The sequence below is a fragment of the Paractinoplanes abujensis genome (assembly GCF_014204895.1).
GTDB classification, from domain to species: domain Bacteria; phylum Actinomycetota; class Actinomycetes; order Mycobacteriales; family Micromonosporaceae; genus Actinoplanes; species Actinoplanes abujensis.
This window is the reverse complement of sequence record NZ_JACHMF010000001.1, coordinates 8,481,480-8,504,519: the sequence shown is the minus strand read 5'-3', so window position 1 is coordinate 8,504,519 and position 23,040 is coordinate 8,481,480. Positions and strand designations below refer to the sequence as shown.

Below are 23,040 nucleotides of genomic sequence, written 5' to 3'. Positions count from 1 at the left end.
CGAAGGGCCCCGACCAGCCGTGTTCTCGCCTCGCCGCTGTGCCGCCGTCCTGGCCTCCTCGCTGCTCCTGGGCCTCGCGCTCCCGCATGCGCCGGCCACCGCCGCAACCGCCAAGACCGCCGCCAAGACGAGCGCCACCAAGTCCACCACCAAGACCACGGCCACCAAGACCAGTACGGCCCAGACCGCGCGGGCCAAGAACAGCACCACCAAGACGACGGCCAAGACCTCGGCCACCAAGACCGTGAAGGCCGCCGAGGCCCCGGCCGTCCCCACCCTGGCCTCCCGCATGGCCGCGGTGAAGAGGGCGAAGACGCTCAACTACTACCCGTCCGCGGCCGGCTGGTCGAAGATGTGGACCCAGTGGGACCCCGCCAAGATCGACGCCGACCTGACCAAGGCCGACGCGCTCGGCGCCGACAACGTTCGCGTGATCATCTTCCCGAGCACGTTCGGCTGGCCCAAGCCGTGGAACGGCTACCAGGACCGGCTGTCCCAGTTCGTCGACATCGCGGCCGCCCACGGCATGACCGTCAAGTTCACGCTTTTCGACTGGTGGGACGCGTACGGCGACGTCGACGAGAGCGTGGCCTGGAGCAAGACCGTGCTCACCCGCTACAAGGACGACAAGCGCATCCTGTCGTTCGAACTGCAGAACGAGATCGACGCCGACAACGCCAAGGCCATGACCTGGGCCAAGAAGATGATCCCGGCGATGCGCTCGGCGTTCCCGACGATGCCGCTGACGATCTCGACCGACGGCGTGTCCGGCGCCAAGGGCCTGGCCAAGGTCAAGACCAGCCTCGGCTCGACCACGCTCGACTTCTACGAGTTCCACCTGTACGGCAACTCGGAGCGCGCGCTCTCCCTGATCAAGGGCGCGCAGTCCGCGGTCAGCCCGACCCCGATCACGATCGGCGAGACGGGTTTGAACACCCTGCAGAACACCGAGGGTGAGCAGGCCGCGTTCCTGGCCCGCATCTTCGAGGCGGCCGAGGTGGCCGGCGTGCAGTCGGTGGCGCCGTGGACGCTCAACGACTTCGTCCAGGGCAGCATCCCGTCGTCGGCCGTCTCGCGCATCCCGGCCCAGTACAACTACGGCCTGTACCGCACCGACGGCACCGCCAAGCCGGCCGCGGCAGTGGTCAAGGCGGGCTGGACCGACGCGAACATGCCGGCCAGTGTCATGGACCCGAGCTTCGAGGCGGGCAACAACCTGACCCCGTGGCGCGCTTACATGCCGGAGCTGGGCCTGGCGGTCAAGACCCAGAGCATGGCCCGTACGGGTAAGTGGTCGGTCAGCATGACCAACACCGGCAAGACGGCGGCCGGTTCGCCGTCGTACCGGGTCGCCCCGATCACGCCCGTCAAGGCCGGTCAGAAGTGGCACGGCGAGGTCTGGGCCCGCGGCAACGCGGCCACGGGCACCAACACCATCGCGCTGAGCTGGTTCGACGCGAACGACAAGTGGCTCGGCGGGGCCAGCTCGACGTGGCTGCCGGTCGGCACCACCGGCTGGACCAAGCTGGTGGTCGACGGGGCCGCCCCGGCCGGCTCGGCCAGCATGCAGGTTCACCTCAAGTCGGGCGAGAACACCGGCACGGTCTGGTTCGACGACGCGGTGATCTCCGCGTCCTGAGCAACGGGTACGCCCATCCGGGCGAACAGGCGCGTGAAGGCGGCCACCGACTTCTCCCACGAGGAGGGGTCGGTGTGCCGCCTTCCGACGTTTGCGGTGGCCGACACGATCGCCTCGCCCAGCGCGGCCGGCGACCCACTGGTCACGAAGGTCGTGCCGGCGTATGCGGACGCGGCCTCGACCAGCCCGCCGACCGCGGTGACGACGACCGGCAACCCGTGACTCATCGCGATGTGCAGCGGCCCGCTGGCCGAACTCCGCCGATACGGCAGCACCACCATGTCGGCGGCGGCGAAGAAGTCGTCCACCTCGGAATCCGCGACATAGCGGTTCACGAACGTGATGCGCGACGCGGCCGGCGATGCCGCGATCATCGCCGCGGGCAGGGTCCACCCCTCCCACGTCTCCCCCACCACCGTGAGCGTGTAGTGCTGCGGCAGCCGCCCGAAAGCCTCGACAAGATCTTCAAGCCCCTTGTACGGGCGAATCGTCCCGAAAAACAGCAGACGAACTTGATCATGCGTAGTGGGGACAGCGCGGGGCGCAGGGGCGGCGGCGGAAGCAGAACCGGGAGCGGAGGCGGAGGGCGCGCAGATGTGGGCGGACGTGGGGGCGGGTGCTGAAGCGGGCTCGGGGGCGCGGCGCGCCGGTGGCACGGCTGCCCGCTCGTGGTGGTCGAACGGGCCGTGCAAGGCGATCTCGTCCGGGACGCCCGCGAGGTCGTAAGTGGAGCGCAGGGCGGTCCGGTCGAAGGCGGAGTGGACGATCACGCCCGAGATGCGGCGGAGCAGGGGCTTGATCAGGGTGCGGCAGTACAGCGTGGCCCATCGGTGCTGGGCCTCGCCGGTGTCCTGCACCTCGTGGAACTCGACGACGACGCGGATCCCGAGCGCGCGGGCGGCCAGCGCGAGCACCAGGTAGGAATGCAGCACGGCGCCGGTCCACCACTGCAGCACGAGCACTTCGGGGCGGAACGAGCGCAGGAATAGCACCGCGCGGAGCAGGCTCGGCACGCCCCACCAGTCGATGCCGTCGAAGACGTGGACCCGGGGATCGTACGAGAGGGCATTGAGACGGTGGCCGACGCGCGCGCGGCCCGGGTAGAGCCGCGTGGGCAGCAGTTGCCGCATCAGGATCGCGCCCACTTCGTAGCGGGTGGCCAGCGCGTTGCTCAGCCGGCAGGTGTAGTAGCTGATGCCGGAGAGGAAGCGCCAGCCGGAGCCGACGACCACGATCCGGGTGGGGCCGTCGCCATCAGGAAGCGGCGATGCAGGCACGGTAAACCTCCTCGATCTGCGGGACGACGCGGGCGGCGGTGTAGTCGAGTCCGCGCCGGTGGCCGGCTGTGCGCAGCCGCGCGGTCAGGCCGGGGTCGGTGAGCAACCGCCGGATCGCGGTCACGAGCGCGCCCACGTCACCTACCGGCACCTGCAGGCCGCTCTCGCCGTCGCGGATCATGTCGGCCAGGCCGCCCGCCGCGGTGGCGATCAGCGGGGTGCCGGCCAGCAGGGCTTCCACCGCCACCTGGCCCATGGGCTCGAAGACGGAGGGCACGACTCCGGCCGCGGCGCCGTGCCAGGCCGCCATCACTTCGGGGTGCGGCACGTTGTGGCGCACGATCACGCCTTCGGGGACGGGTGGGGTGTCGTCGCGGGGCGTCCCGATGCAGACCAGCGCCGGGGCATCGCCGAGGGACACCAAGCGCCGGTACGCCTCGAAGAGCACGTCGATGCCCTTGTGCGGTCCCAGCGCGCCCACGAAGAGCAGGTAGGGCCGGTCGGGCAGCCAGGCCGGGCGGGGGGTGTTGCGGGCCAGTTCGTCCAGTCCGTCCGGCACCAGCGACGTGATCACCTGGACGGGCAGGTCACCGGGGAGCCGCCCGTGGCTGACCCCGGCGGCGACGGCGGGCGAGATCGCGGTGAGCGCGTCGATGCCCCGGTGCCGCTGGGCCCGCAGCGCGGTGGTCAGCAGGGCCGATTTGGGCCGCCCGTACTGCGGGGTCGCGCAGGGCACGCACTGGCCGAGCCGTGGGCCGCCGCACGTACGGCCGTTGCGGGCGAAGGTTTTCTTGACGCACGTGAAGCCGAAGTCGTGCGCCGTGTGCACGTGCGGCAGTCCCCCGCGGCCGTAGCGCAGGGGCAGGTAGCTGTACATCATCCAGTCGTGGCTGTGCACCACGTCGTACTGGCCGGAGAGCAGCACCCGCCGGATGGCCGCGGTGGTCAGCGGGTCGGCGGTGGTCGGGTGGAACGGTTTGCCGGCGTCCGCGTTCATGCCGGGCAGCAGGGTGTTGGCCACGCTGCGCACGCGTTTCACCCGTACGCCCCGGATCTCTTCGTCGTGTCCGGCGAGCGGGGTCGCCAGCGTGAGCACGGTGACCTCGTGCCCGCGTCGTACCAGCTCCTCGCTGCTGGTGGCGATGCTGCGCTCGAGCCCGCCGATGACGGGGGCGTACAGGTTGGACAGGTGCAGGATTTTCATGCAGCGGAGGCCTTTCGACGGGTCGGCAAGCAACGGACGGCGACGACGAGGGCGCCGGTGGTCTGCCCGGCGAGCCACGCGATGCCCGCCGCCTCGATTCCGGTGCCGGGCAGCCAGAGCCAGGTCAGGGTCAGGCAGACGGTGGCCATCAGCAGGTTGAGCCGCAGGCAGCGCCGGAACTCGCCGAGCGACCGCCAGTGCGCGACGGCCAGGTTGGTGACGGCGTCGGGCAGGGCGGCCAGCACGAGGATCTTGAGCAGCAGCGCGCCCTGGTCCGCGTAACTCGCGCTGAACAGCCCGAGGATCGACTCCCCGGCGAAGAACAGCACGAGCGCGGGCAGCCCGGTCACGGCCAGCACGACGAGCGCGGCCCTGGGCAGGCCGGCCGGGGCCGCGTTGGAGCGTTCGGCGTAGAGGGCCGAGGCGACCGCGGGCGAGACCATGAACAGCACCGACGCCGTCATCCAGGCCACGTAGAAGTGGCCGTTGGCTTCGGCTCCGAGCCGGGCCGTGACCAGCACCGGCAGCAGCGCGGTGGGCCCGGCCTGGGCCAAGTTGATCAGGTGGTGACCGCCCAGCGAGCCCTGCACGTGCCGCAGTTCGGCGCCGATCCCGCGGGTGGTGAGCCGGGCCCCGGGCCGCAGCCGGCTCAGCATCGTGGTCAGCGTGTACGCCGTGACGGCGACCGACGGCAGTGTCCAGGCCACCAGCACGACGCCCGCCCCGCCGTAGCCGGCCCAGGTCAGCAGGGCCAGCGTGGCCAGTTTGCCGCCGGCCAGGGCCAGGTTGCGGGTGAGCATGCCGTGGCTGGCCCGGTGGGCCACGAACACGTTGTCGAGCAGGGTCGTGGCGGTCAGCGCGACCGACGCCACGACCAGCGCGGCGACGCCCGACGAGCTGCGCAGGAAGGCGAAGTTCGCGGCCAGCGAGGGCAGCACCGCGGCCGCGGCGAACGCGACGGCCGCGGTGACGCCGCATCCGGTGAGCAGTCCCGCGCCGACGATCCGCGACCATTCCCGTACGCCGGTGCCGGGCAGCCGCTGGATGAACATGTGCCCGAGGCCCAGGTTGGACACCATGCTGACCACTGCGGAGACGGAGATCAGGGCGGTGGCCGTGCCCATCGCCGGCTGGCCCGGCTGCCGCGCGGCCAGCAGCCAGTAGAGGTAGCCCAGCCCAGCCGTGCCGACCGTGCTCGCCATGATCAACACGCTGTTGCGGGCCAGCGAGTCGCGGGAGACGGTCCTCAACATCCGGCCGGCCCCCGGCCGTAGAACACGGTGCTCGCCGGGCCCAGGCTGATCTCGATGCGGTGCAGGCAGCCGTCGGGCGGGGCGGGCACGAAGACCTCGACGGCGTCGGTGGCGTCGGGCGCGACGGCCAGCGGGCGGGTGGCAACGAGTCGCTGGCCCACGCGCACCCGCAGCGGCGCGGTCGCGGCGGGCAGCCCGGCGCTGCTCACCCGCAGCCGCACGTGCACGCCGCGGGCCGGGATGGCGACCGGCCGGTCGATGCCCGCGGCCCACCCGGTGAGCGCCACGCTCGTGTAGCCCGGCTGCGGCGGGTGCGGCATCCGGTCGTACGCCTCGAGCGCGCAGAAGCCGGCCGCCAGCATGAGCACGCCGGGGACAACGACGGCGCCGATCATGCGGGGCAGGCGCGGGTCGGCCGTGGCCCCGGTGGCCCGCTCGCGCACCAGCACCGCCAGGCCGAGCAGGGTGACCAGCACGGCCAGGCCGGCCGCGACCGAGCGGGCGCGGATCGCGATCCCGCAGACGTGCAGGGTGAGCGCCACGAACGGGAGGCTGACCAGGCCGGCCGCGGTGGCCAGGCCGATCCGGTGCAGTGGGGGCATGCCCTCGCCGGTCAGCGCGCGCAGCCACAGCTCGCCGAGCACGGTCAGGGTGGCCAGGCAGACCGGCACCAGCAGCCAGGGCAGCCTGCCGGCCAGGGCCAGCAGGAGCAGGGCGCCGTAGACGGCGGCCAGCAGGCGCGGCGTGGTCACCGGGGACCCCCGTACGAGGTGAAGTCGAACCGGTAGATCGCGATGTTGCCGCTGTCGTAGATCTTGATGGTCCACGGCGTGTGGTCGAACTTGGTGAGCTGACCGAGGGTGAACGCGGGCCGGCCGTCGTGCGGGACCGGCTCGTTGGTCTCGAAGTAGATCTGGATCTCCGGCACCTCCCGGGCCATCCGCCGGTCGACGATCAGATAGCCGAACCGCCACGAGCTGAGCTGCTCGATCAGGCGGGGCGGGATCTCCCGGCCGGGCTGGGCGAGGTAAAGGTCGTACGTGCGGAAGGACTGGGAACCGGTGACCGGCCGCTGCTCCCCGTACGACCCGAAGATCAGCCCGGAGTAACGGTCGGCCACGATGCGCAGGTCGCGGCCCTGGGTCTCGCGCAGCCACGCCGAGGCGGCGGCCACCTCGGGGATGGCCGAGCGGGTGTCCGAGCCGAAGACGGGCGGGCCCGGGAACCGGTACGACGGGTTCATGCCGGCCGCGGTGTTGCCGACCAGCGCGACCGTGCACGCCGCGAGCAAGGCCACGGCGACGGCGGCCCGAGCCGTGCGGCGGGTCGCGTGGTCGAGCAGCGCCACCACGACCGGGGCCACGACCAGCGCGATCCCGAGATAGCTGAACGCCCACGAGCGGCGCGCGCCCTCGGCGCCGGACGGGGTCAGGATGAGCAGGGCGGCCGGGAAGTACAGCGAGCCCAGCACCAGCATGGCCAGTGCCCCCGTACGGGAGACCGCGTCGCCGGTCCGCCGATAGCGCAGCCGCCACAGGGCCGCGGCCATCGCCGCCCCGGCCAGGCCCTGCGCGCCGAACGCGGCGTACCGCTCCCACCAGGGCGCGACCGACTCGCGGAACAGCGTGCGCTTGCCCGAGCCACTGCTCCCGGCCATGCCGGCGACCTGGTCGAGCGCCTTGGCCAGGTAAGGGTCGAGATAGCCGGCCGTGCGCGGGGCGACCACGGCCAGGTACGTCACCACGAGCACGGCGGCCGAGCCGGTCAGCACCCAGGCGGTCCAGGTCACCGCGCGCGGGTGGCTGCGGCGCAACGCCCGGGCAGTGGCCACCGCGCAGAGGATCAGCATGACGCCGAGCAGGCCGAGCGCGGTCAGGTGGTGGGTGGCGATGGTGGCCGCCGAGAGCACCAGGGTGACCGCGGACCAGCCCAGCCGGGCCCGTCCGGCCGGTCCGCGCATCGCCCGGTGCAGCGCGACGAGCGTCCACACCAGCAGCGGGATCGCCAGCGACTCGTACCCGAACTGGGTGTCGAAGAACAAGAAGGAGCTGTTCATGCTGTACAGGACGGCGGCCACGGCGGCGATCCGGCCGTCCGGCCAGATCTCCTCGGCCAGCACGGCCACGCCCAGCACGACGAGCAGGTGCGCGGTGATCAGCACGAACAGCGCGCCGTGCCAGATCGAGACGCCGGTCAGGGCCGAGATCGACGCGACGGTCGAGTGCAGGCCGGGGAAGTCCCCGACGACCTTGACGATCGGGTTCTGCTCGAAGAGCCGGCCGTCGAGCAGGATCTGGTGCGCCTGCCGCCAGTGCGCGAACTCGTCGTGATAGAGCGGCCCGTCCGGCGTGCGCAGCAGTTTGGGCAGGTAGGTGAAGCCCGCGTACGCGGTGAGGACCGCCACGCGCAGGCGGGCGCTCGAGGTGCGGCGCACCAGCCAGGCCACCGCGGGCAGCGTGAAGACCAGCATGCCCAGCCAGAACAGCCCGAACTGGCGGCCGGTGTCCCACTCGGCGGCCCGGTTGGCCGCCACGAGCAGGGCGGCTCCGGCCCCACCGGTCACGACCAGGGTCACCGCGCAGGCCAGGGCCGGACGCCGGGACGCCGCCGCGGGCGCCTCGGGCGGGCTCGCGGCGGCGCGGTGGAGACGATCGGCAGCGACCGGCTGGGTCAGGGTCATCGGTCGCCGGCTCCGGCACCGGCCTTGGCCTGCTGGATGACGTGGACCGGGGGTGCCACGCCGGTGTAGATCTCGCGGGTCGCCAGCACGACGTCGCTCCAGGTGGGCAGCGTGTTGCGGCCGTGCTCGGCCCGGTCGGTGCCCGCCGCGACCCGCAGCGCGTCGGCCAGCGCGGCCTCGTCGTCCGGGTTGACCAGCCACAGCGGCGCGCCAGGGGCGGCCATGGCGGCCAGCTCGCGATGCGCCGGGATGAAGGAGGCGACGGTCGGGATGCCGGCGGTCAGCGCGTCGGCCACGGCCATGCCGAACGCCTCGTGGGCCGAGGCCGAAACCACGGCGGCGGCCGACGCCATCCGGGCGTGGAAGGCGCCGTCGGGCAGGCGGCCGTGGAAGACGACCCGGTCCGGGCTCAGGCCGAGGCGGTCGGCCAGCTGTTGCCACTCCTCGGCGGCCGGACCGGCGCCCACCACATCGAGCCGGTGGTCGCCGGGCAGCTGGGTCATGGCCCGGATGACCCGGTCGACCCGCTTGTAGCGTTCGAGCCGGCCCACGCAGAGGATGCTGCGCCCCGGCTCGGGCCCGGCCACCAAGTCGGGGGCGGGGTCGGTGCCGTTGGGCACGACCACCATCCGGTTGCGCGCCTCCGGGAAGTGACCGATCAGCAGTTCCCGTTCGGCCCGGGTGACGCAGATGATCCGGCTCGAGCGGGCCACGATCCGGCGGCCGAGCGGGCGGTAGACGGGGTGCAGAGCCGCGCGTAACCGGCTGTGCCCGGTGCCGTGGTAGTGCGGCGTGAAGACCATCGGGGTGCGGTTGGTCAGCGCGGCCGGCAGCGCAGCCAGGGCGTGGTAGCTGTGCGCGTGCAACACGTCGTAGCGGCCCGCGTGGCCGCGCAGCCACTTCCACAGCCCCACCGAGAACCGGTAGTTGGCGGCGGAGACGGTGAGCGGGAAGCGCCTGACCACGACGCCGTCGATCGTCTCGACCGAGCCCGCGGCGGCCTGGGTCAGCACCTCGACCTCGTCACCGGTCGCCACCAGCGCGGCGCAGAGCCGGCGGACGTGGGTCTCCACGCCACCGACCTCGGGGTGGTAGGCGCTCGTGACGACGCCGATCCTCACCGCGTCCGCTCCGGCGCGCGGTCGCCGGCCGGGCGCCGGCGCGGCCACTCGCGGGCGATGGTGCGCAGCACCCGCATCCCGTCGGTGAACGCGTTGAGGTTGCTCTCGCCGTACAGGCGCTGCTGCTCGAAGCTGGGCACCTCGACGATGCGCAGCCGGGCCCGGGCCGCGCGCAGGTTGAGCAGGGTCTCGATCTCGAAGCCGTCGCCCCACAGCCGCCCCTCGGCCGCGGTGGTGCTGTCCAGCCCGAAGACGTCGAGGTGACGGGCCCAGAAGGCGTTGTAGCCGTAGCAGAGGTCGCTGTACCGCGTCCGGAACAGGAGGTTGACCATCAGGCTCAGGCCGAGGTTGCCGGCCCGGCGCAGGCGGGTGATGTCGGCGCTGCCGCCGCCGGTCGAGAAGCGAGAGCCCTTGGCGAAGTCGGCGCCGGAGCGCAGCGCCTCGATGAAGCTCGGGATCTCCCGGGGGTCGGTCGACCCGTCGGCGTCGATCATGACCAGGATGTCGCCCGTGGCGGCGGCGAACCCGCAGGCCAGCGCGTTGCCCTTGCCCCGGCGGTTCTGCTGGACGACCCGGATGCCGGGCATCAGGCGGCGGGCCACGTCGACCGTGTCGTCGGTCGACCCGCCGTCGACCAGGATGACCTCGTCGACCTGGGGCAGGGCGGCCATCACGTGCGGCAGGTTCCGCGCCTCGTTCAGGGCCGGGATGATGACGCTGACCAGCGGCTCACCCGCGGTCGCGATCACCGGGGGCGGCAGCTCGGTTCCCGCTCCGGCCTGAGGGCGAGCGTAGGGGACCGTCGACATACTTCTCTCCAAGACTCGGTGGGGACGTCAAAAGCCGCCGGGCCGGCCGGCGTGACCGGCCGGCACCGGCGCATTACCTGGTCAGGCTTCCGACCCCTGGAGCGTCCAGGAGTAGATGTCCTGCTTCGAGAGGCCCGTTCCGGTGGATCCGGTGAAGCCGACCCACGCGGAGTCGCCGCGCACGTGCTGGGCCAGGTCGATCTCCTGCTCGAGCACCTGCCGCTCGCGGGCGCCGGCGCTGAGCGCCTTGACGTAGACCCGCAGCAGGCTCGCCTCGGCGTCGTAGCTGACCCGGGCGTTGAACGGGCGGCCGTACAGCGGGATCGGCGACTCGGCCACGGCGTCCTGGTAGTCCGGGTTCCCGCCGAGCACCACCGCGAGGTGGTTGCGGCTCGGGTCGAACGCGTTCTGGTAGATGTCGAACTCGACCGCCAGGCTGGGCTTGATGCCGCGGTAGCCGACGCCGCCGCCCCAGCCGCCGAGGGCCCGCGGGCCCTCGGTCTGCACGACGAACGCGATGCCGTCGGCGCCCGGCCGGAAGTGGTGCAGGTAGACCTTGAAGGTCGACTCGAACGACTGCGTGACGTCGAGCTTCGTGGTCGACCAGGCCGAACCGGACTGCCGGTAACCGCCGGGGGTGAGCCGCAGGATCCGCTGCCGGGCCTTGTCGCCCGACGACAGGATCAGGTCGGCCGCGCCGTTACGGTCGAGGCTCTTCGCGGCGCCCTTGAAGGTGGGCCAGTCGATGATCGGGTCGCCGTCGGCCGCGAACGCCGGCGCTCCCGCGGTGACTATCGAGAGGCTCAGAGCGGCGATGAGCCCGCCGCGGGCCAATCTCGAGGAACGTGAAGAAGACACAGTTCTGCGCTCCATTTCGGATAATTTGCCCCACTAGGACGTGGCCTAAGGTAGGACAGCGCGCAGAGCCGCGTGACCGAGTCGATACTATTTGCTCCGGATAGGATGCATTCGGTCGGTTACCCACTGATGGAACGCGCCGATGTGGTGCTCGCCCGGAACGAGCACACCCCCGCAGGCGCAGGCCCGGGATCTCATCGACGGCTGGCAGCGCTCTCAGGCCTCGAAATCCTGCCGGTGACCCGGACGAACAGCTCGGCCGGCTCGCCCGAAGATCGCGGCTCCTAGGATCGGGCCGTGCCCTTCCCCTACTTGGACGCGCCGACACCGCTGGCTTTCGCCCACCGCGGTGGCGCGGCCGACGGCGACGAGAACACGGCCGAGGCCTTCGAGCGCGCCGTGAAACTCGGCTACCGCTACGTCGAGACCGACGTGCACGCCACCGCCGACGGCATCCCGGTCGTCTTCCACGACGCCACCCTGGACCGGGTCACCGACGGGGCCGGCGCCATCGAGTCGCTGACGTGGTCCGACCTCCAGTCCGTACGGATCGGCGGCGCCGCCCTCGTCCCCCGACTCGACGAGATCCTGGCGGCGTGGCCCGAGACCCGCTTCAACATCGACATCAAGGCCGACCCCGGCGTGGCCCCCACCGTCGAATGCGTACGCACCTCCGGCGCAACCGACCGCGTGCTGCTCGCCTCGTTCAGCAACCGCCGCCTGGCCCAGGTGCGTTCGCTGGCCGGCCCGTCCGTGGCCACGTCACTCGGCTCCCGCTCCGCGGCGCTGCTCCGCCTGGCCTCGGTGACCGGCACCCCCGTACGCTTCCCCACCTCGGTCGCCGCCGTGCAGGTCCCGCCCCGGCACGGCCGCTTCACCGTGGTCGACCGCCGTTTCATCGCGCTCGCCCACCGCCTGGGCCTGCAGGTCCACGTCTGGACGATCGACGACCCAACCGAAATGAACCGCCTGCTGGACCTGGGCGTCGACGGCATCATGACCGACCGCCTGACCGTGCTCAAAGAGGTCTACCAGTCCCGCGGCCTCTGGCCCTGACCGCGCGCCCCTTGTTCGGCCCTGCGCTGCACCCACGCTCCGCGCCGCGCCCCGAGGTCAGCCCACACATCGCGCCGCACCTCCCCACGCGCCAGGCCACACCGCACGCCGCCACGCCACGCCGCGCCGACATGCCCGCCACGCCACGCCGCCTCGCCCGCCACGCCGCACGCCGCCACGCCCGCCGCGCAGCACGCCGCCACGCCCGCCAGACCACCCCACCGCCATGCCCGCGCCACACCGCACGCCGCACGCCCGCCACGCCCGCCAGACCACCCCACCGCCATGCCCGCGCCACACCGCACGCCGCACGCCCGCCACGCCACCGCCATGCCCGCGCCACACCGCAAGCCGCACGCCCGCCACGCCCGCCACACCGCACGCCGCGCGAGGGGAGGTGTGGCAGCGAAACAAGGCGAGTCGCGGGTCGAGGTGCAGCGCGGAGCCAGAAACAGCGCGGAGCCAGAAACAGCGCGGAGCCAGGCACAGCGCGGAGCCAGACACAGCGCGGAGCCAGACACAGCGCGGAGCCAGACACAGCGCAGAGCCAGACACAGCGCGGTGCGAGGCGCCTCGCGCGCCCTGTCTCGGTCATGCCTCGCCGGTGGGTCTCTCGCCTTGCCGCAGCGTGGGGTGCAATGACGCTAAGAAAGGGATCAAGAACGGGCTGGAATTGTTTTCCCAGGTTGCTCTAAGGTGCATCCAGCCCAGCGTGTTTTACATTCGTCTGTGACGACGCGACCTCGGGGCGCCACGGGAGGGCTCTGAGCGGCCCGATGCGAGAGTCGCTGGTCAGCGAATTTTTCGTGATCTTGGTTGAACCCCTGACATCAGCCGTTCGGATGATGTCGGGGGTTCGGAGGCCGGCCCATATTTTTTCTTTAAGTTTGGGCTAAGAATTCATCAAGTTCGCTCCCGGAATTGCATTCCGGCGGGGCGGCTCTTACCGTCTGGGAGCCGGTCGGAATGTGGGCCGGGTGGATTCTTCGAAGATGAGGTATCACGCATGCGTAGGTCTGCTTACCGCCGCGCGGCCGCCACGCCGTCGGGACGCAACCGACGGCTGTTCGCGGTCGGTGCGGTGATCGCCGCCCTGGGTGCGGCCGTGGGCTTCGCCCAGATCTCCGGCGCCGCCGAGAACGATCGGCCCGAGGGCAGCGGGGCCGGCAAGGTCGTCAACGGACAGGTGATCCTCACCGACACGTGTATCGACAGCAATCTCGCCCCGCACACCGGCTTCCAGGAGGGCAGCAAGTGTGTGTCCACCGAGTTCGGTGAGGTCGGCGAGGCCAAGGACAACCCGAGCCTGCTGATCACCGACGCTCCCGAGCGCATCGCGGCGAACACGCCGTTCAGCCTGACGATCAGCACCCGCAACCTGATCCGTGACCGCTTCCTCGCGGCCGGCAAGGGCGGCTACTACGTGGAGAGTTCGGTCCTGCGGGACGGCCTCGTCCGCGGCCACTTCCACACCGCGTGCCGGATGCTGCCGAACACCGACGAGGCCCCCGCGCCCGACCCGGTGCCGGCGTTCTTCGTGGCCACCGAGGACAGCAAGGGCGGCGCCACGCCCGACGAAGTGGTCATCCAGGTGCCGGGCATGCCGACCGACGGCATCGCGCAGTGTTCCTCCTGGGCCGGTGACGGCTCCCACCGCACGCCGATGATGGTGCGCGCCAACCAGACGCCCGCGATCGACTCCGTCCGCATCACCGTCGGCAACGCCGGCGGCGGCAACAACGGCGGGGGCAACAACAACGGCGGCGACAACAACGGCGGGAACAACGGCGGCGGCGACAACAACGGCGGGAACAACGGCGGCGGCGGGAACAACAACGGCGGCGGCAACAACGGAGGCAACAACGGAGGCAACAACGGCGGCGGGAACAACAACGGTGGCGGGAACAACGGCGGCACGCCGGGCAACCCCAACAGCACCGTGAAGCCGACCAAGCCCCCCGTTCAGACCCCCACCACGGCCCCGACGGTGAAGGACGACTTCACCCCCGACCCGACCAAGCCGGCCAACCAGCCGACGAAGCCCACCGTCACCCGTCCCCCGGCCACCCAGCAGCCCCCGGCGAACACCAGCGGCGGCAACAGCAACAACAACGGCGGGAACAACAACGGCACCGACAGCGGCGACAACAACGAGTCGGACAGCGACACCGAGGCCCCGGTGACCAAGGCCCCCAAGCCCCGCGCGACCTCCAGCAGCGCGGCGCCCGCGGCCGGCGGCACCGACTACACGTACGAGGACGGCCAGTTCAACTCGGGCAACAAGGCCCCGGTGGCCGACCAGGTGGCCCAGGTGCAGGCCGACGCCCCGAAGAAGGACGAAGGCGGCCTGCTCGCGCTGACCGGCAACAACACGGTCGCGGTGGTCGGCGGCGCGGCGGTCCTGCTGATGATCGGCCTGATCATCATGGCGCTCACCCGGCGGCGCAGCCTCCCGGGCAGCACCTGGGAGTAACAGCCAGAACGACGAGGGCGGCCCGCATCACGCGGGCCGCCCTTTCTCGTATCCGGGGAAAGCAGCGGGAACTCGCAGCCGGGAAAGTGAGGGTAGCCTTACCGGCGACTACGCGATTCCCGGCACGAAGGAAGAAGCATGGCTGACAGGCCGGCACGAGCAGCGACCGAGGCGGTCGTCACCCGGGTGGAGCAGCTCACCCCGCACATGGTCCGGGTCGTCCTGGGCGGCGAGGCCCTGGGCGCGATCGACGCGGGCGCCTACACCGATCACTACGTGAAGATCTTCTTCCCGCGGCCGGGTGTCACGTACCCCGAGCCGTTCGATATGGGCGCGATCCGCGAGGCGCTGCCCGCCGGGGACTGGCCGGTCGTCCGGACGTACACGGTGCGCAAGTGGCTGCCCGAGCTTCCTGAGTTGTGGATCGACTTCGTGGTGCACGGCGACGAGGGCATCGCCGGGCCGTGGGCGGCCGCGGCCAAGCCGGGCGACGTGATCCGGTTCATGGGCCCGGGCGGCGGTTACACGCCCAGCCCCGAGGCTGATTGGCATCTGCTGGCCGGCGACGAGAGCGCGCTGCCGGCGATCGCGGCCGCGCTCGAGGGCATGCCCGCCGGCGCGCGCGTCCGGGCGTATGTGGAAATCGACAACCCCGACGAGGAGCAGAAGCTCGAGTGCCCCGGCGACCTGGAGCTGACGTGGCTGCATCGGGCGGGCCGGCCGGTGGGCGAGCCGCTGGTGGAGGCCGTACGGGGAAGCGTTTTCCCCGACGGTCAGGTGCACGCGTTCGTGCACGGTGAGGCGAATTTCGTACGGGATCTCCGGCGTTTCCTGAAGAACGAGCGCGCGATCCCGATGGCGCAGCTGTCGATCTCGGGTTATTGGCGGCGCGGCATGAACGAGGACGGGTGGCAGTCTTCCAAGCGCGCCTGGAACCAGCAGGTGGAACAGGAGCAAGACCGGTCGTAGGCCCGATCTTCGGTGGGTCGATGATGTGTAAGTGGTGACTGCCGGAGAAGACCTGACCGTGAAGCGTCGCGGGCGCATGGTGGCGCTGGTCGCGCTGCTGCTCGCGGCGGTCAACCTGCGGCTGGCCGTGACCAGCGTCGGCCCGGTGCTCGACGAGATCCGCGAGGGTCTCGGCATGAGCTCGACGGTGGCCGGGCTGCTCACCTCGGTGCCGGTGGTCTGTTTCGCCGCCGTGGGCCTGACCGCGCCCCGGCTGGCCCGGCGGTTCGGCGCGTCCCGGGTGATCCTGGTCGGTCTGGTGGTCCTGGCCGCCGGTTTGGCCGTACGCCCGTTCGCGCCCGGAACTGCCCTGTTCCTGCTGCTCAGCCTGGTCGCGCTGGCCGGCATCGCGGTGGTCAACGTGCTGCTGCCCTCGGTCGTCAAGGACCGCTTCGCCGACAAGGTGGGCTCGACGACGGGCCTCTACACGGTCGCGCTCAATGTGGGCGCCACCACCGCCGCGGCGGCCACGGTCCCGCTCACCGGCCACGCGTTCGGCGGCGACTGGCGGATCGGTCTGGCCTGCTGGGCGGTCGTCGCCGTGCTCGCCGTGCCGTCGTGGCTGCCGCTGGCCCGCGAGCCGATTCCCCCGGCGGCCGAGGTCAAGACCGATGACCTCGTACGGGTCTCGAGGCACCCGGTCGCCTGGGCGCTCGCGGTGTATTTCGGCATGCAGTCGACCTCGGCCTACGTGATCATCGGCTGGCTCCCGCAGATCTACCGTGACGCCGGGGTCTCGGCCGAGCAGGCGGGGCTGCTGTTCGCGCTCACGTCGTTCCTGGGTGTGCCGCTCGGGTTCGGGTTGTCCGCGCTGGCCGGGCGGGTGCGCAGCCAGAGCTGGATCGCGGTCGGGCTGGGTGTGTTCGGCCTGGCCGGCTACGGCGGGCTGTGGTGGGACCCGGCCGCCGCGCCTTGGCTGTGGGCGACCTTCCTGGGCATCGTCAACACGGCGTTCCCGCTGGTGCTGACGCTGATCGCGCTGCGCGGCCGCACCCCGGGCACGGTCGTGCGGCTGTCGGCGTTCGCGCAGAGCGTCGGCTACATCATGGCCATTCCGGGTCCGTTCCTGGTCGGCGCCCTGCACGACGCGACCGACGGCTGGCGGGCGCCGCTGACGCTGGTGCTCTGCCTGATCGTCCCGCAGATCGTCGCGGGCTGGTTCGCGGGTCGCGACCGTCAGGTGTAGCCGATTCATTCATTACTTTCCGCACAAATTTGATTGCTCTCAGGCACGACGATCGATCGGTCGTGGTGCAGAGTGAGTGCATGGGTGCGGATGTGTGGGAGGTCGGCGACTCCTACGAGGCCTACGTCGGCCGGTGGAGCCGCCTGGTGGCCGCCGGTTTCGTCCGCTGGCTGGAGATCCCGGCCGGCCGTCGCTGGCTCGACGCGGGCTGCGGCACCGGCGCCCTCACGTCAGCCGTCCTCGCCACTGCCGCCGTCGAAGCCTCTGGCCCTCGCGTGACCGGCGTGGACCCCTCGCAAAGCTTCCTGCGTCTCACGCCCGCAGCGGCCACCCCCGTCGCCGGTGATGCGGCCGCCCTGCCGTTCCGCGACGCCCGTTTCGACGTGGTGGTCAGCGGTCTCGCCCTCAACTTCGTGCCGCATCCCGAGCGGGCGGTCGCCGAGTTCGCGCGGGTGGCCAGGCCGGGTGCGGTCGTCGCCTCGTACGTCTGGGACTACACCACGGGCATGCAGATGATGCGCCACTTCTGGGACGCCGCGGCCGAGGTTGTGCCGGCCGCCGCCGACCGGGACGAGGGCCCCCGCTTCCCGATCTGCCACGAGCCGGCCCTGCGTGCGGCCTGGTCCGAGGCCGGGCTGACGGAAGTCACCACGGAGGCGATCGAGGTCCCGACCGTGTTCGCCGGGTTCGACGACTTCTGGGAGCCGTTCCTGGGCGGCCAGGGCGCCGCACCGGCCTACCTGGCCACGCTGGGCGCCGACGAGCGGGCGGCCATCCGCGAACGCCTCCGCTCCCGGCTGCCGACCGAGGCGGACGGGACGATCCCCCTCACCGCGACGGCCTGGGCAGTGCGCGGCCGCCGCCCCGCAGAAACGGCCCGGACACGCAGTGCCCGCGTTCCCCGGGGTGCGACGGCAGCGGCGACGCCCAGCCCTCGCCCGGCAGAGGCCTGAAACGGAGCGTCGCTCTCGTCCGACAGTCACAGGCGTTCGGTCCCGCTCGGCCGAAGGAGGCTCATGACCCCCGACAATCCGATCCCCGCGCAGCGCAGGAGCCCCCACCAGGAGATCCCCGCGCACCACGGCAGCCCTCGGCACACGACCCCCGCTCAACGCATGATCGCGCTCGGCATCGTGCAGGCGGGCAGCCCCGCGTTGCAGAAGAGGGCCCGCCCCTTCGTGCTCCCCCATGAGGCCGCCGCGGCGCGCGAGACGATCAGACGGGTCCGGGCCGCGATGGACCGGGTGGCCCGGGCGCACCAGTTCGCGAAAGGCATGGGCATGGCCGCGCCGCAGATCGGCATCGACCGCGCGGTGACGGTCATCCGTACGGGAAACCAGGAACTGGTCTTGCTGAACCCGCGCGTCGTGGACCGGTCGGGCGACTGCGACACCCTGTTCGAGGGGTGCCTGAGTTTCTTCGACGTGCGCGGTGAGGTCGTGCGGGCGGCCCGCGTCACCGTCGAGCACCGGCGTCTCGACGGCGTTGTCGAGACCAGCCGGTTCGACGGCGGCCTGGCCCGGCACGTGCAGCACGAGATCGACCACCTGGAGGGCCGCCTCTACACCGATCGCATGCCCGCCGGAACTGACGTCATCCCGCTCTCGGAATATCAGGGCACGGGACGGCCGTGGGGTGACCGGTGACCGATCACGCGGCCAGGTCGGTCCATCCGGTCGGCGCGCGGTCGGCGAAGCGCCATCGCAGCCGGATCTGACTGGTCAGCAGCAGCTCGCGCAGCCGTAGCGTGTAGACGACCGTGCCGTTGTCACCCGGCGACTCGGTGGGCGAGAAACCTTTGATGCCCGCGTACGAGAGGGTTTCCGCACTCACCTCGGCGGCGAGGCCGGCCGGCAGCCGCAACGACATGGTCAGCGCCCGGGTCGGGAACCGGATATCGCGCTGGAACCATTGGCCCCACAGGCTGGCGGGCACCCGATACGCGTACGTGACCCGGGTGCGCTCGCCCGGATAGAGCGGGAACCGGGCCCGGGCGTTGCCGAAGATCAGGACCATTTTCACGTACGCATCGGAGGCGCGCGTCACGCGTACGTCCATCGGCTCGGGGCGGTCGTCGCCCGCGTGGGCCTCGAACCCGAGGTCTGACAGCTGCAGCGGGCTCTCCGCGTAGAGCCTGCGGGACACCCCGGGCTGGTCGGGGTAGCGGTCGACGTCGACGCGTACGGGATAGCACGTGACGGGCCGGTCGCCGACGTTGCGCACGACCCGCTCGACACGGCACGAGTACCACCCGTCGGCGTACGTCAGGGTGGCGTTCTCCTCCTCGATCACGAGCGTGGCCGGCAGCATCGGGCTCGGCTCGTAGTCGTTGCGCAGGACCGGGGCGGGCGCGGGCTCACCGGCGGCCTGGCGGCACTGCTCGTACCGCGAGATGATCTCACCCCCGCTCGCCAGGACCGCTTCGGCGCGGCAGGCGAACTCGAGGGTCGGGTGGTGGCGCAGGCTCTCCACGTGACTGACGTACGACGGGTGGTAACCCATCGACGCGGCCAGCTGCTTCTTGGAGAGTCCACGCCGGGTGCGCCAGGCGGTCAGCACCTGGGCGAACGCCGTACGGGCGGCGAGCTCGAGTTGTGAGGTCATCACACACTCCTCAGGGGACGCTGTCCGGCCATGATGCCCCACCGGCGAACCGTCGACCAGAGCCAGAGATGTCACTTTACGGATTCATGAGATTACTCAGCGCACACTTGAATGACCGTTCATGCTGTTGAATCATGCGCGCAGCAGGGCGATGACCGGAGCGAACTCCTCCATGAAAAGGCCGCTCACCCCCACATAGGAGACGTCGAACTCCTCCCGGCGCCGGCACAGCAGGTCGGCGATGCGCTCGGGCGAGCCGGTCAGGAACGCGATGCCACCCGCGGAAGCCATCGCAACCGGGTCGCCGCCGACCATCCGGCTCACCCACGGCGGCACGTCCCCGGGCGCCGGGGCCACAGCGGCCACGTTGAGGTGCACCTCGATGCGGGCGAAGCGCTCCCCCGCGGCGACCCGCAAGGCCTCCACCGTCCGCGCCAACTCGGTCTCGGTGGACTGCGGCGGCAGGCCCAGCGCGACCGTGTCAGCCTGCTCGGCGGCGAGCCGCAACATCCGCGGGCGACTGGCCGCGACCAGCACCGACGGCGGTTTCTCGAGCCCCCGTACGGCTTCGATGGTCGCGCCGACCCGGGCCAGACGCTCAGCCGGTGGGCCGAAATCGCCGCCCAGCGCGGCCGCGTCCCGCTCGGCCCCCGGGCGCCCGCCGCCGAGGCCCAGCTCGAAGCGCCCGCCACTGATGACCTGCAGCGTGCCGGCCTCCCAGGCGACGAGGCCGGGCGACCGGTTGGGCGCGCTCAGCACATAGGTGCCCAGCCGCAGCCGGGTGGTGATGGCGGACGCCGCGGCCAAGGCGGCGAACGGCGACAGGGTGTGCAGCGTGTCGGGCACGAGCAAAGTGTCGTAGCCCAGCTGCTCGGCCCGGCGGGCGGTCGCCGTCCACTCCTCGCCGCCGGCGGCCCGGCCCGCGACGACCCCGAATCGGAACTCTCGCTCAGTCATGCCGACATGCTCCCGCCGGGCCGCCGCGCTGTCGTCAACCCAGAGACGACGGCCGCGTACACCCCCGGTTGTACGGCGCCGGGCACGCGCAAGGGTTTTCCCTGATTCGGTGACAGACGTCGATGCTTACCGTCTCACCATCGGACCTTGAGCCCGCCCGAGAAGCCCCGGGCGGGAAGGGAGTACCCGCGTGAAACGTCGAACCCCTTTGATCGTGGCACTGGCGGCCGGAACCGTGGCCGCCTCCGCCATGGTGGCGGCGACCAGCCCGGCCACCGCCGCCCCGCAGGACCCGTCGGCCGCCGCCGCGCTCGCCGCGACCAAGGCGGACGCCCTCGTCGCCAGCCGCCCGGCGATCCTGCACGCCGGCGCGAACGAGACTTTCCAGCAGCAGAAGGTCATCCAGTCGTCCGGCCTCAACTACGTGCCCTACAAGCGCACCTACAAGGGCCTGCCGGTCGAGGGCGGCGACTTCGTCGTGGTCACCGACGCGGCCGGGCAGACCAAGGCCACCTCGGTCGCGCAGAGCGCCCCCGTCGGCGAGCTCGCCACCGTGGCCAAGGTCGCCGACACGGCGGCCGCCGCCACGGCCAAGGCACAGCTCAAGACGGTCACCACCGTCGAGGGCACCAAGCTGGTCGTGCTGGCCGAGGAGGGTCAGGCGGCCCGGCTGGCCTGGCAGACCACTGTGGCCGGCACGAACGCCGAGGGCCCGAGCCGGCTGACCGTCGACGTCGACGCCCTCACGGGCAAGGTGCTGCGTACGACGGAAAGGGTCATCGACGTCACCGGCACGGGCACCGGCTGGATCAACGGCGCGGTCTCGATCGACACCACCCAGTCCGGCTCGACCTACCTGCTGCAGGACCCGAACCACACCACGATCCGCTGCCAGAACGCCACCGGAAACGCGACGTTCAGCGGCCCGGACAACGTGTGGGGCAACGGCAGCGGCACCGACCGCGAGACCGGCTGCGTCGACGCGTTCTACGTCGCGCAGAAGCAGTACGCGATGCTCTCGTCGTGGCTGGGCCGCAACGGCCAGAACGGCAGCGGCGGCGCCTGGCCGATCCGCGTCGGCCTGAACGACCAGAACGCGTACTACGACGGCACGCAGGTGCAGATCGGCAAGAACACAGCCGGTCAGTGGATCGCCTCGGCCGACGTGGTCGGGCACGAACTGGGCCACGGCATCGACGACACCACGCCCGGCGGGATCTCGCGCTCGGGCACCCAGGAGTTCGTCGCCGACACGATCGGCGCGGCCACCGAGTGGTACATCAACAACCCCAACGACGCCCCCGACTACCAGGTCGGCGAGGAGGTCAACCTGGTCGGCAGCGGCCCGATCCGGTACATGTACAACCCGTCGCTCGCGGGTGACAGCAACTGCTACTCCAGCAGCACCCCGGGCTCCGAGGTGCACGCGGCGGCCGGCCCCGGCAACCACTGGTTCTACCTGCTGGCCGAGGGCACCAACCCCACCAACGGGCAGCCCGCCAGCACCCGTTGCAGCGGGTCGGGCGCGATCACCGGGCTCGGCATCCAGAACGCCATGAAGATCATGTACAACGCGATGCTGATCAAGACGTCCAGCTCGTCGTACCTGAAGTACCGCACCTGGACGCTGACCGCGGCCAAGAACCTCTTCCCGAACAGCTGCGACCAGTTCAACACGGTCAAGGCGGCCTGGGACGCGGTCAACGTGCCGGCGCAGACGGCCGACCCCACCTGCACCGGCGGCGGCACCACGCCGCCCCCGACCACCACCCCGCCGCCCAGCGGCAGCTGCACCGGCACCAACGCCACCGACGTCACGATCCCCGACGCCGGCGCCGCGATCAGCAGCAGCATCGCGATCAGCAACTGCGCCCGGGCCGCCTCGGCGACCTCGACGATCGCGGTCACCATCGTCCACACGTACCGGGGTGATCTGCGGGTCGACCTGGTGGCACCGGACGGCACGGTCTACAACCTGAAGGCGACGTCGTCCTCCGACAGCGCCGACAACGTCAACACCACCTACACCAAGAACCTGTCGAGCGAGCAGGCCAACGGCACCTGGCAGCTGCGGGTGCAGGACGTGTACCGGTCCGACACCGGCTACATCAACACCTGGTCGCTGACCGTCTGACGTTCCTCCCCCGACGCGGGGCCCGGCTTGACGCAGCCGGGCCCCGCGTCACTCAGGTGCAGCTGAGTTGCCCGGCGTTGCCTTCCGGGTCCCCTCCTTCATCCGGGCGTGCGCTCCCCGATCGGTATTGCTGACAGCAGCCGAACGTCAGAAGGAGCCCGAACTTGAAGCGTTTCGTCCGCAACGCCGTCGTCGCCGCCGCTCTGATCGCCGTCCCGACCCTCTTCAGCGCCCCCGCCTTCGCGGCTGCTACCGCCGAGGCGCCGAAGAAGGCCGCGGCCGTCGACCAGGTCGCGTACGAGACCGAGGTCGTGAAACTGACCAACGCCGAGCGCACCGCCCGCGGCTGCAAGGCCCTCCGGATCGACGACCGCCTCGTCCAGGCCGCCCGCGCGCACAGCGAGGACATGGTCAAGCAGCGCTTCTTCGACCACACCGGGTCGGACGGCAGCAACTTCGTCACCCGCGAGGCCCGCGCCGGCTACCCGCGCAACGGCGCCTCCGCCGAGAACATCGCCTACGGCTACCGCACGCCGCAGCAGGTCGTCACGGGCTGGATGAACAGCTCGGGCCACCGCAAGAACATCCTGAACTGCTCGAGCATCGCGGTCGGCGTGGGCCTGGCCTTCACGTCGAAGGGCACCCCGTACTGGACCCAGGACTTCGGCCGCGTCTGACCCAAGATCGTCCGCCCACTGCCCGTCCCCCACCGCACCACGGGGGGCGACCCCGCCGCCAGGCTACTGACCGGGACTGAGGGGACGGTCGGTTATCCACAGGA

General features: G+C 71.5%; 19 protein-coding genes. 9 read left to right on the top strand and 10 right to left on the bottom strand.

Annotated features, from left to right (window positions below; genetic code table 11):
* The first annotated feature begins 19 nt into the window (after positions 1-19).
* Positions 20-1,639, top strand: a complete 1,620-nt coding sequence (locus BKA14_RS39215) for a glycoside hydrolase 5 family protein (protein WP_184955769.1) — start codon at positions 20-22, stop codon at positions 1,637-1,639.
* On the opposite strand, the gene BKA14_RS45405 is transcribed toward BKA14_RS39215, so the two are convergent.
* The 8 genes from BKA14_RS45405 to BKA14_RS39175 all read right to left on the bottom strand — a co-directional run bounded on the left by BKA14_RS45405 (position 1,573) and on the right by BKA14_RS39175 (position 10,841).
* Complete coding sequence (locus tag BKA14_RS45405; protein ID WP_184955768.1) at positions 1,573-2,916, bottom strand: glycosyltransferase; 1,344 nt, start codon at positions 2,914-2,916, stop codon at positions 1,573-1,575. The two genes, BKA14_RS39215 and BKA14_RS45405, sit on opposite strands and share 67 nt — an antisense overlap.
* On the bottom strand, positions 2,894-4,120 hold the full coding sequence (locus tag BKA14_RS39205) for a glycosyltransferase family 4 protein (protein WP_184955767.1): 1,227 nt from the start codon (positions 4,118-4,120) through the stop codon (positions 2,894-2,896). The genes BKA14_RS45405 and BKA14_RS39205 overlap by 23 nt, the downstream gene beginning before the upstream one ends.
* The gene (locus BKA14_RS39200; RefSeq protein WP_184955766.1) at positions 4,117-5,373 is read right to left on the bottom strand and encodes a lipopolysaccharide biosynthesis protein; all 1,257 of its coding nucleotides are present in this window, start codon (positions 5,371-5,373) and stop codon (positions 4,117-4,119) included. The genes BKA14_RS39205 and BKA14_RS39200 overlap by 4 nt, the downstream gene beginning before the upstream one ends.
* The gene (locus tag BKA14_RS39195; protein WP_184955765.1) at positions 5,367-6,125 is read right to left on the bottom strand and encodes a hypothetical protein; all 759 of its coding nucleotides are present in this window, start codon (positions 6,123-6,125) and stop codon (positions 5,367-5,369) included. The genes BKA14_RS39200 and BKA14_RS39195 overlap by 7 nt, the downstream gene beginning before the upstream one ends.
* Positions 6,122-8,053, bottom strand: coding sequence for a putative glycosyltransferase family protein (locus tag BKA14_RS39190; protein WP_184955764.1), 1,932 nt, complete (start codon positions 8,051-8,053; stop codon positions 6,122-6,124). The genes BKA14_RS39195 and BKA14_RS39190 overlap by 4 nt, the downstream gene beginning before the upstream one ends.
* On the bottom strand, positions 8,050-9,174 hold the full coding sequence (locus BKA14_RS39185) for a glycosyltransferase family 4 protein (RefSeq protein WP_184955763.1): 1,125 nt from the start codon (positions 9,172-9,174) through the stop codon (positions 8,050-8,052). The genes BKA14_RS39190 and BKA14_RS39185 overlap by 4 nt, the downstream gene beginning before the upstream one ends.
* Positions 9,171-9,983, bottom strand: a complete 813-nt coding sequence (locus tag BKA14_RS39180) for a glycosyltransferase family 2 protein (RefSeq protein ID WP_184955762.1) — start codon at positions 9,981-9,983, stop codon at positions 9,171-9,173. The genes BKA14_RS39185 and BKA14_RS39180 overlap by 4 nt, the downstream gene beginning before the upstream one ends.
* An 81-nt stretch (positions 9,984-10,064) precedes the next feature.
* The gene (locus BKA14_RS39175) at positions 10,065-10,841 is read right to left on the bottom strand and encodes an L-type lectin-domain containing protein (protein WP_184955761.1); all 777 of its coding nucleotides are present in this window, start codon (positions 10,839-10,841) and stop codon (positions 10,065-10,067) included.
* Between the two features lie 297 nt (positions 10,842-11,138).
* On the opposite strand from BKA14_RS39175, the gene BKA14_RS39170 reads away from it, so the two are divergent.
* The 6 genes from BKA14_RS39170 (at position 11,139) to BKA14_RS39145 (ending at position 18,210) form a co-directional block, all read left to right on the top strand.
* Positions 11,139-11,897, top strand: a complete 759-nt coding sequence (locus tag BKA14_RS39170) for a glycerophosphodiester phosphodiesterase family protein (RefSeq protein WP_184955760.1) — start codon at positions 11,139-11,141, stop codon at positions 11,895-11,897.
* Between the two features lie 1,006 nt (positions 11,898-12,903).
* A complete protein-coding gene (locus tag BKA14_RS45400; RefSeq protein WP_184955759.1) occupies positions 12,904-14,370 on the top strand; it encodes a hypothetical protein in 1,467 nt (488 codons plus the stop codon).
* A gap of 138 nt (positions 14,371-14,508) precedes the next feature.
* Entirely contained in the window at positions 14,509-15,339 is an 831-nt protein-coding gene (locus BKA14_RS39160) for a siderophore-interacting protein (protein WP_184955758.1), read from the top strand.
* Between the two features lie 31 nt (positions 15,340-15,370).
* Entirely contained in the window at positions 15,371-16,564 is a 1,194-nt protein-coding gene (locus tag BKA14_RS39155) for a CynX/NimT family MFS transporter (protein WP_239092687.1), read from the top strand.
* An 80-nt stretch (positions 16,565-16,644) separates the two neighbouring features.
* Positions 16,645-17,517: a class I SAM-dependent methyltransferase gene (locus BKA14_RS39150; RefSeq protein WP_184955757.1), complete on the top strand. Its 873-nt coding sequence runs from the start codon at positions 16,645-16,647 to the stop codon at positions 17,515-17,517.
* Between the two features lie 63 nt (positions 17,518-17,580).
* On the top strand, positions 17,581-18,210 hold the full coding sequence (locus BKA14_RS39145; RefSeq protein ID WP_203722196.1) for a peptide deformylase: 630 nt from the start codon (positions 17,581-17,583) through the stop codon (positions 18,208-18,210).
* Between the two features lie 4 nt (positions 18,211-18,214).
* Here BKA14_RS39145 and BKA14_RS39140 read toward each other — a convergent pair whose 3' ends face one another.
* Positions 18,215-19,168 (bottom strand): helix-turn-helix domain-containing protein, encoded by a 954-nt coding sequence (locus BKA14_RS39140; protein ID WP_184955756.1) that lies wholly within the window; start codon positions 19,166-19,168, stop codon positions 18,215-18,217.
* A gap of 132 nt (positions 19,169-19,300) precedes the next feature.
* The gene (locus BKA14_RS39135) at positions 19,301-20,125 is read right to left on the bottom strand and encodes an LLM class flavin-dependent oxidoreductase (RefSeq protein ID WP_184955755.1); all 825 of its coding nucleotides are present in this window, start codon (positions 20,123-20,125) and stop codon (positions 19,301-19,303) included.
* Positions 20,126-20,315: 190 nt separating this feature from the next.
* Between BKA14_RS39135 and BKA14_RS39130 the strand changes: the two genes are divergently transcribed.
* The gene (locus BKA14_RS39130) at positions 20,316-22,259 is read left to right on the top strand and encodes a M4 family metallopeptidase (RefSeq protein ID WP_308441185.1); all 1,944 of its coding nucleotides are present in this window, start codon (positions 20,316-20,318) and stop codon (positions 22,257-22,259) included.
* Positions 22,260-22,423: 164 nt separating this feature from the next.
* Positions 22,424-22,936: a CAP domain-containing protein gene (locus BKA14_RS39125; RefSeq protein ID WP_184955754.1), complete on the top strand. Its 513-nt coding sequence runs from the start codon at positions 22,424-22,426 to the stop codon at positions 22,934-22,936.
* Positions 22,937-23,040 lie beyond the last annotated feature (104 nt).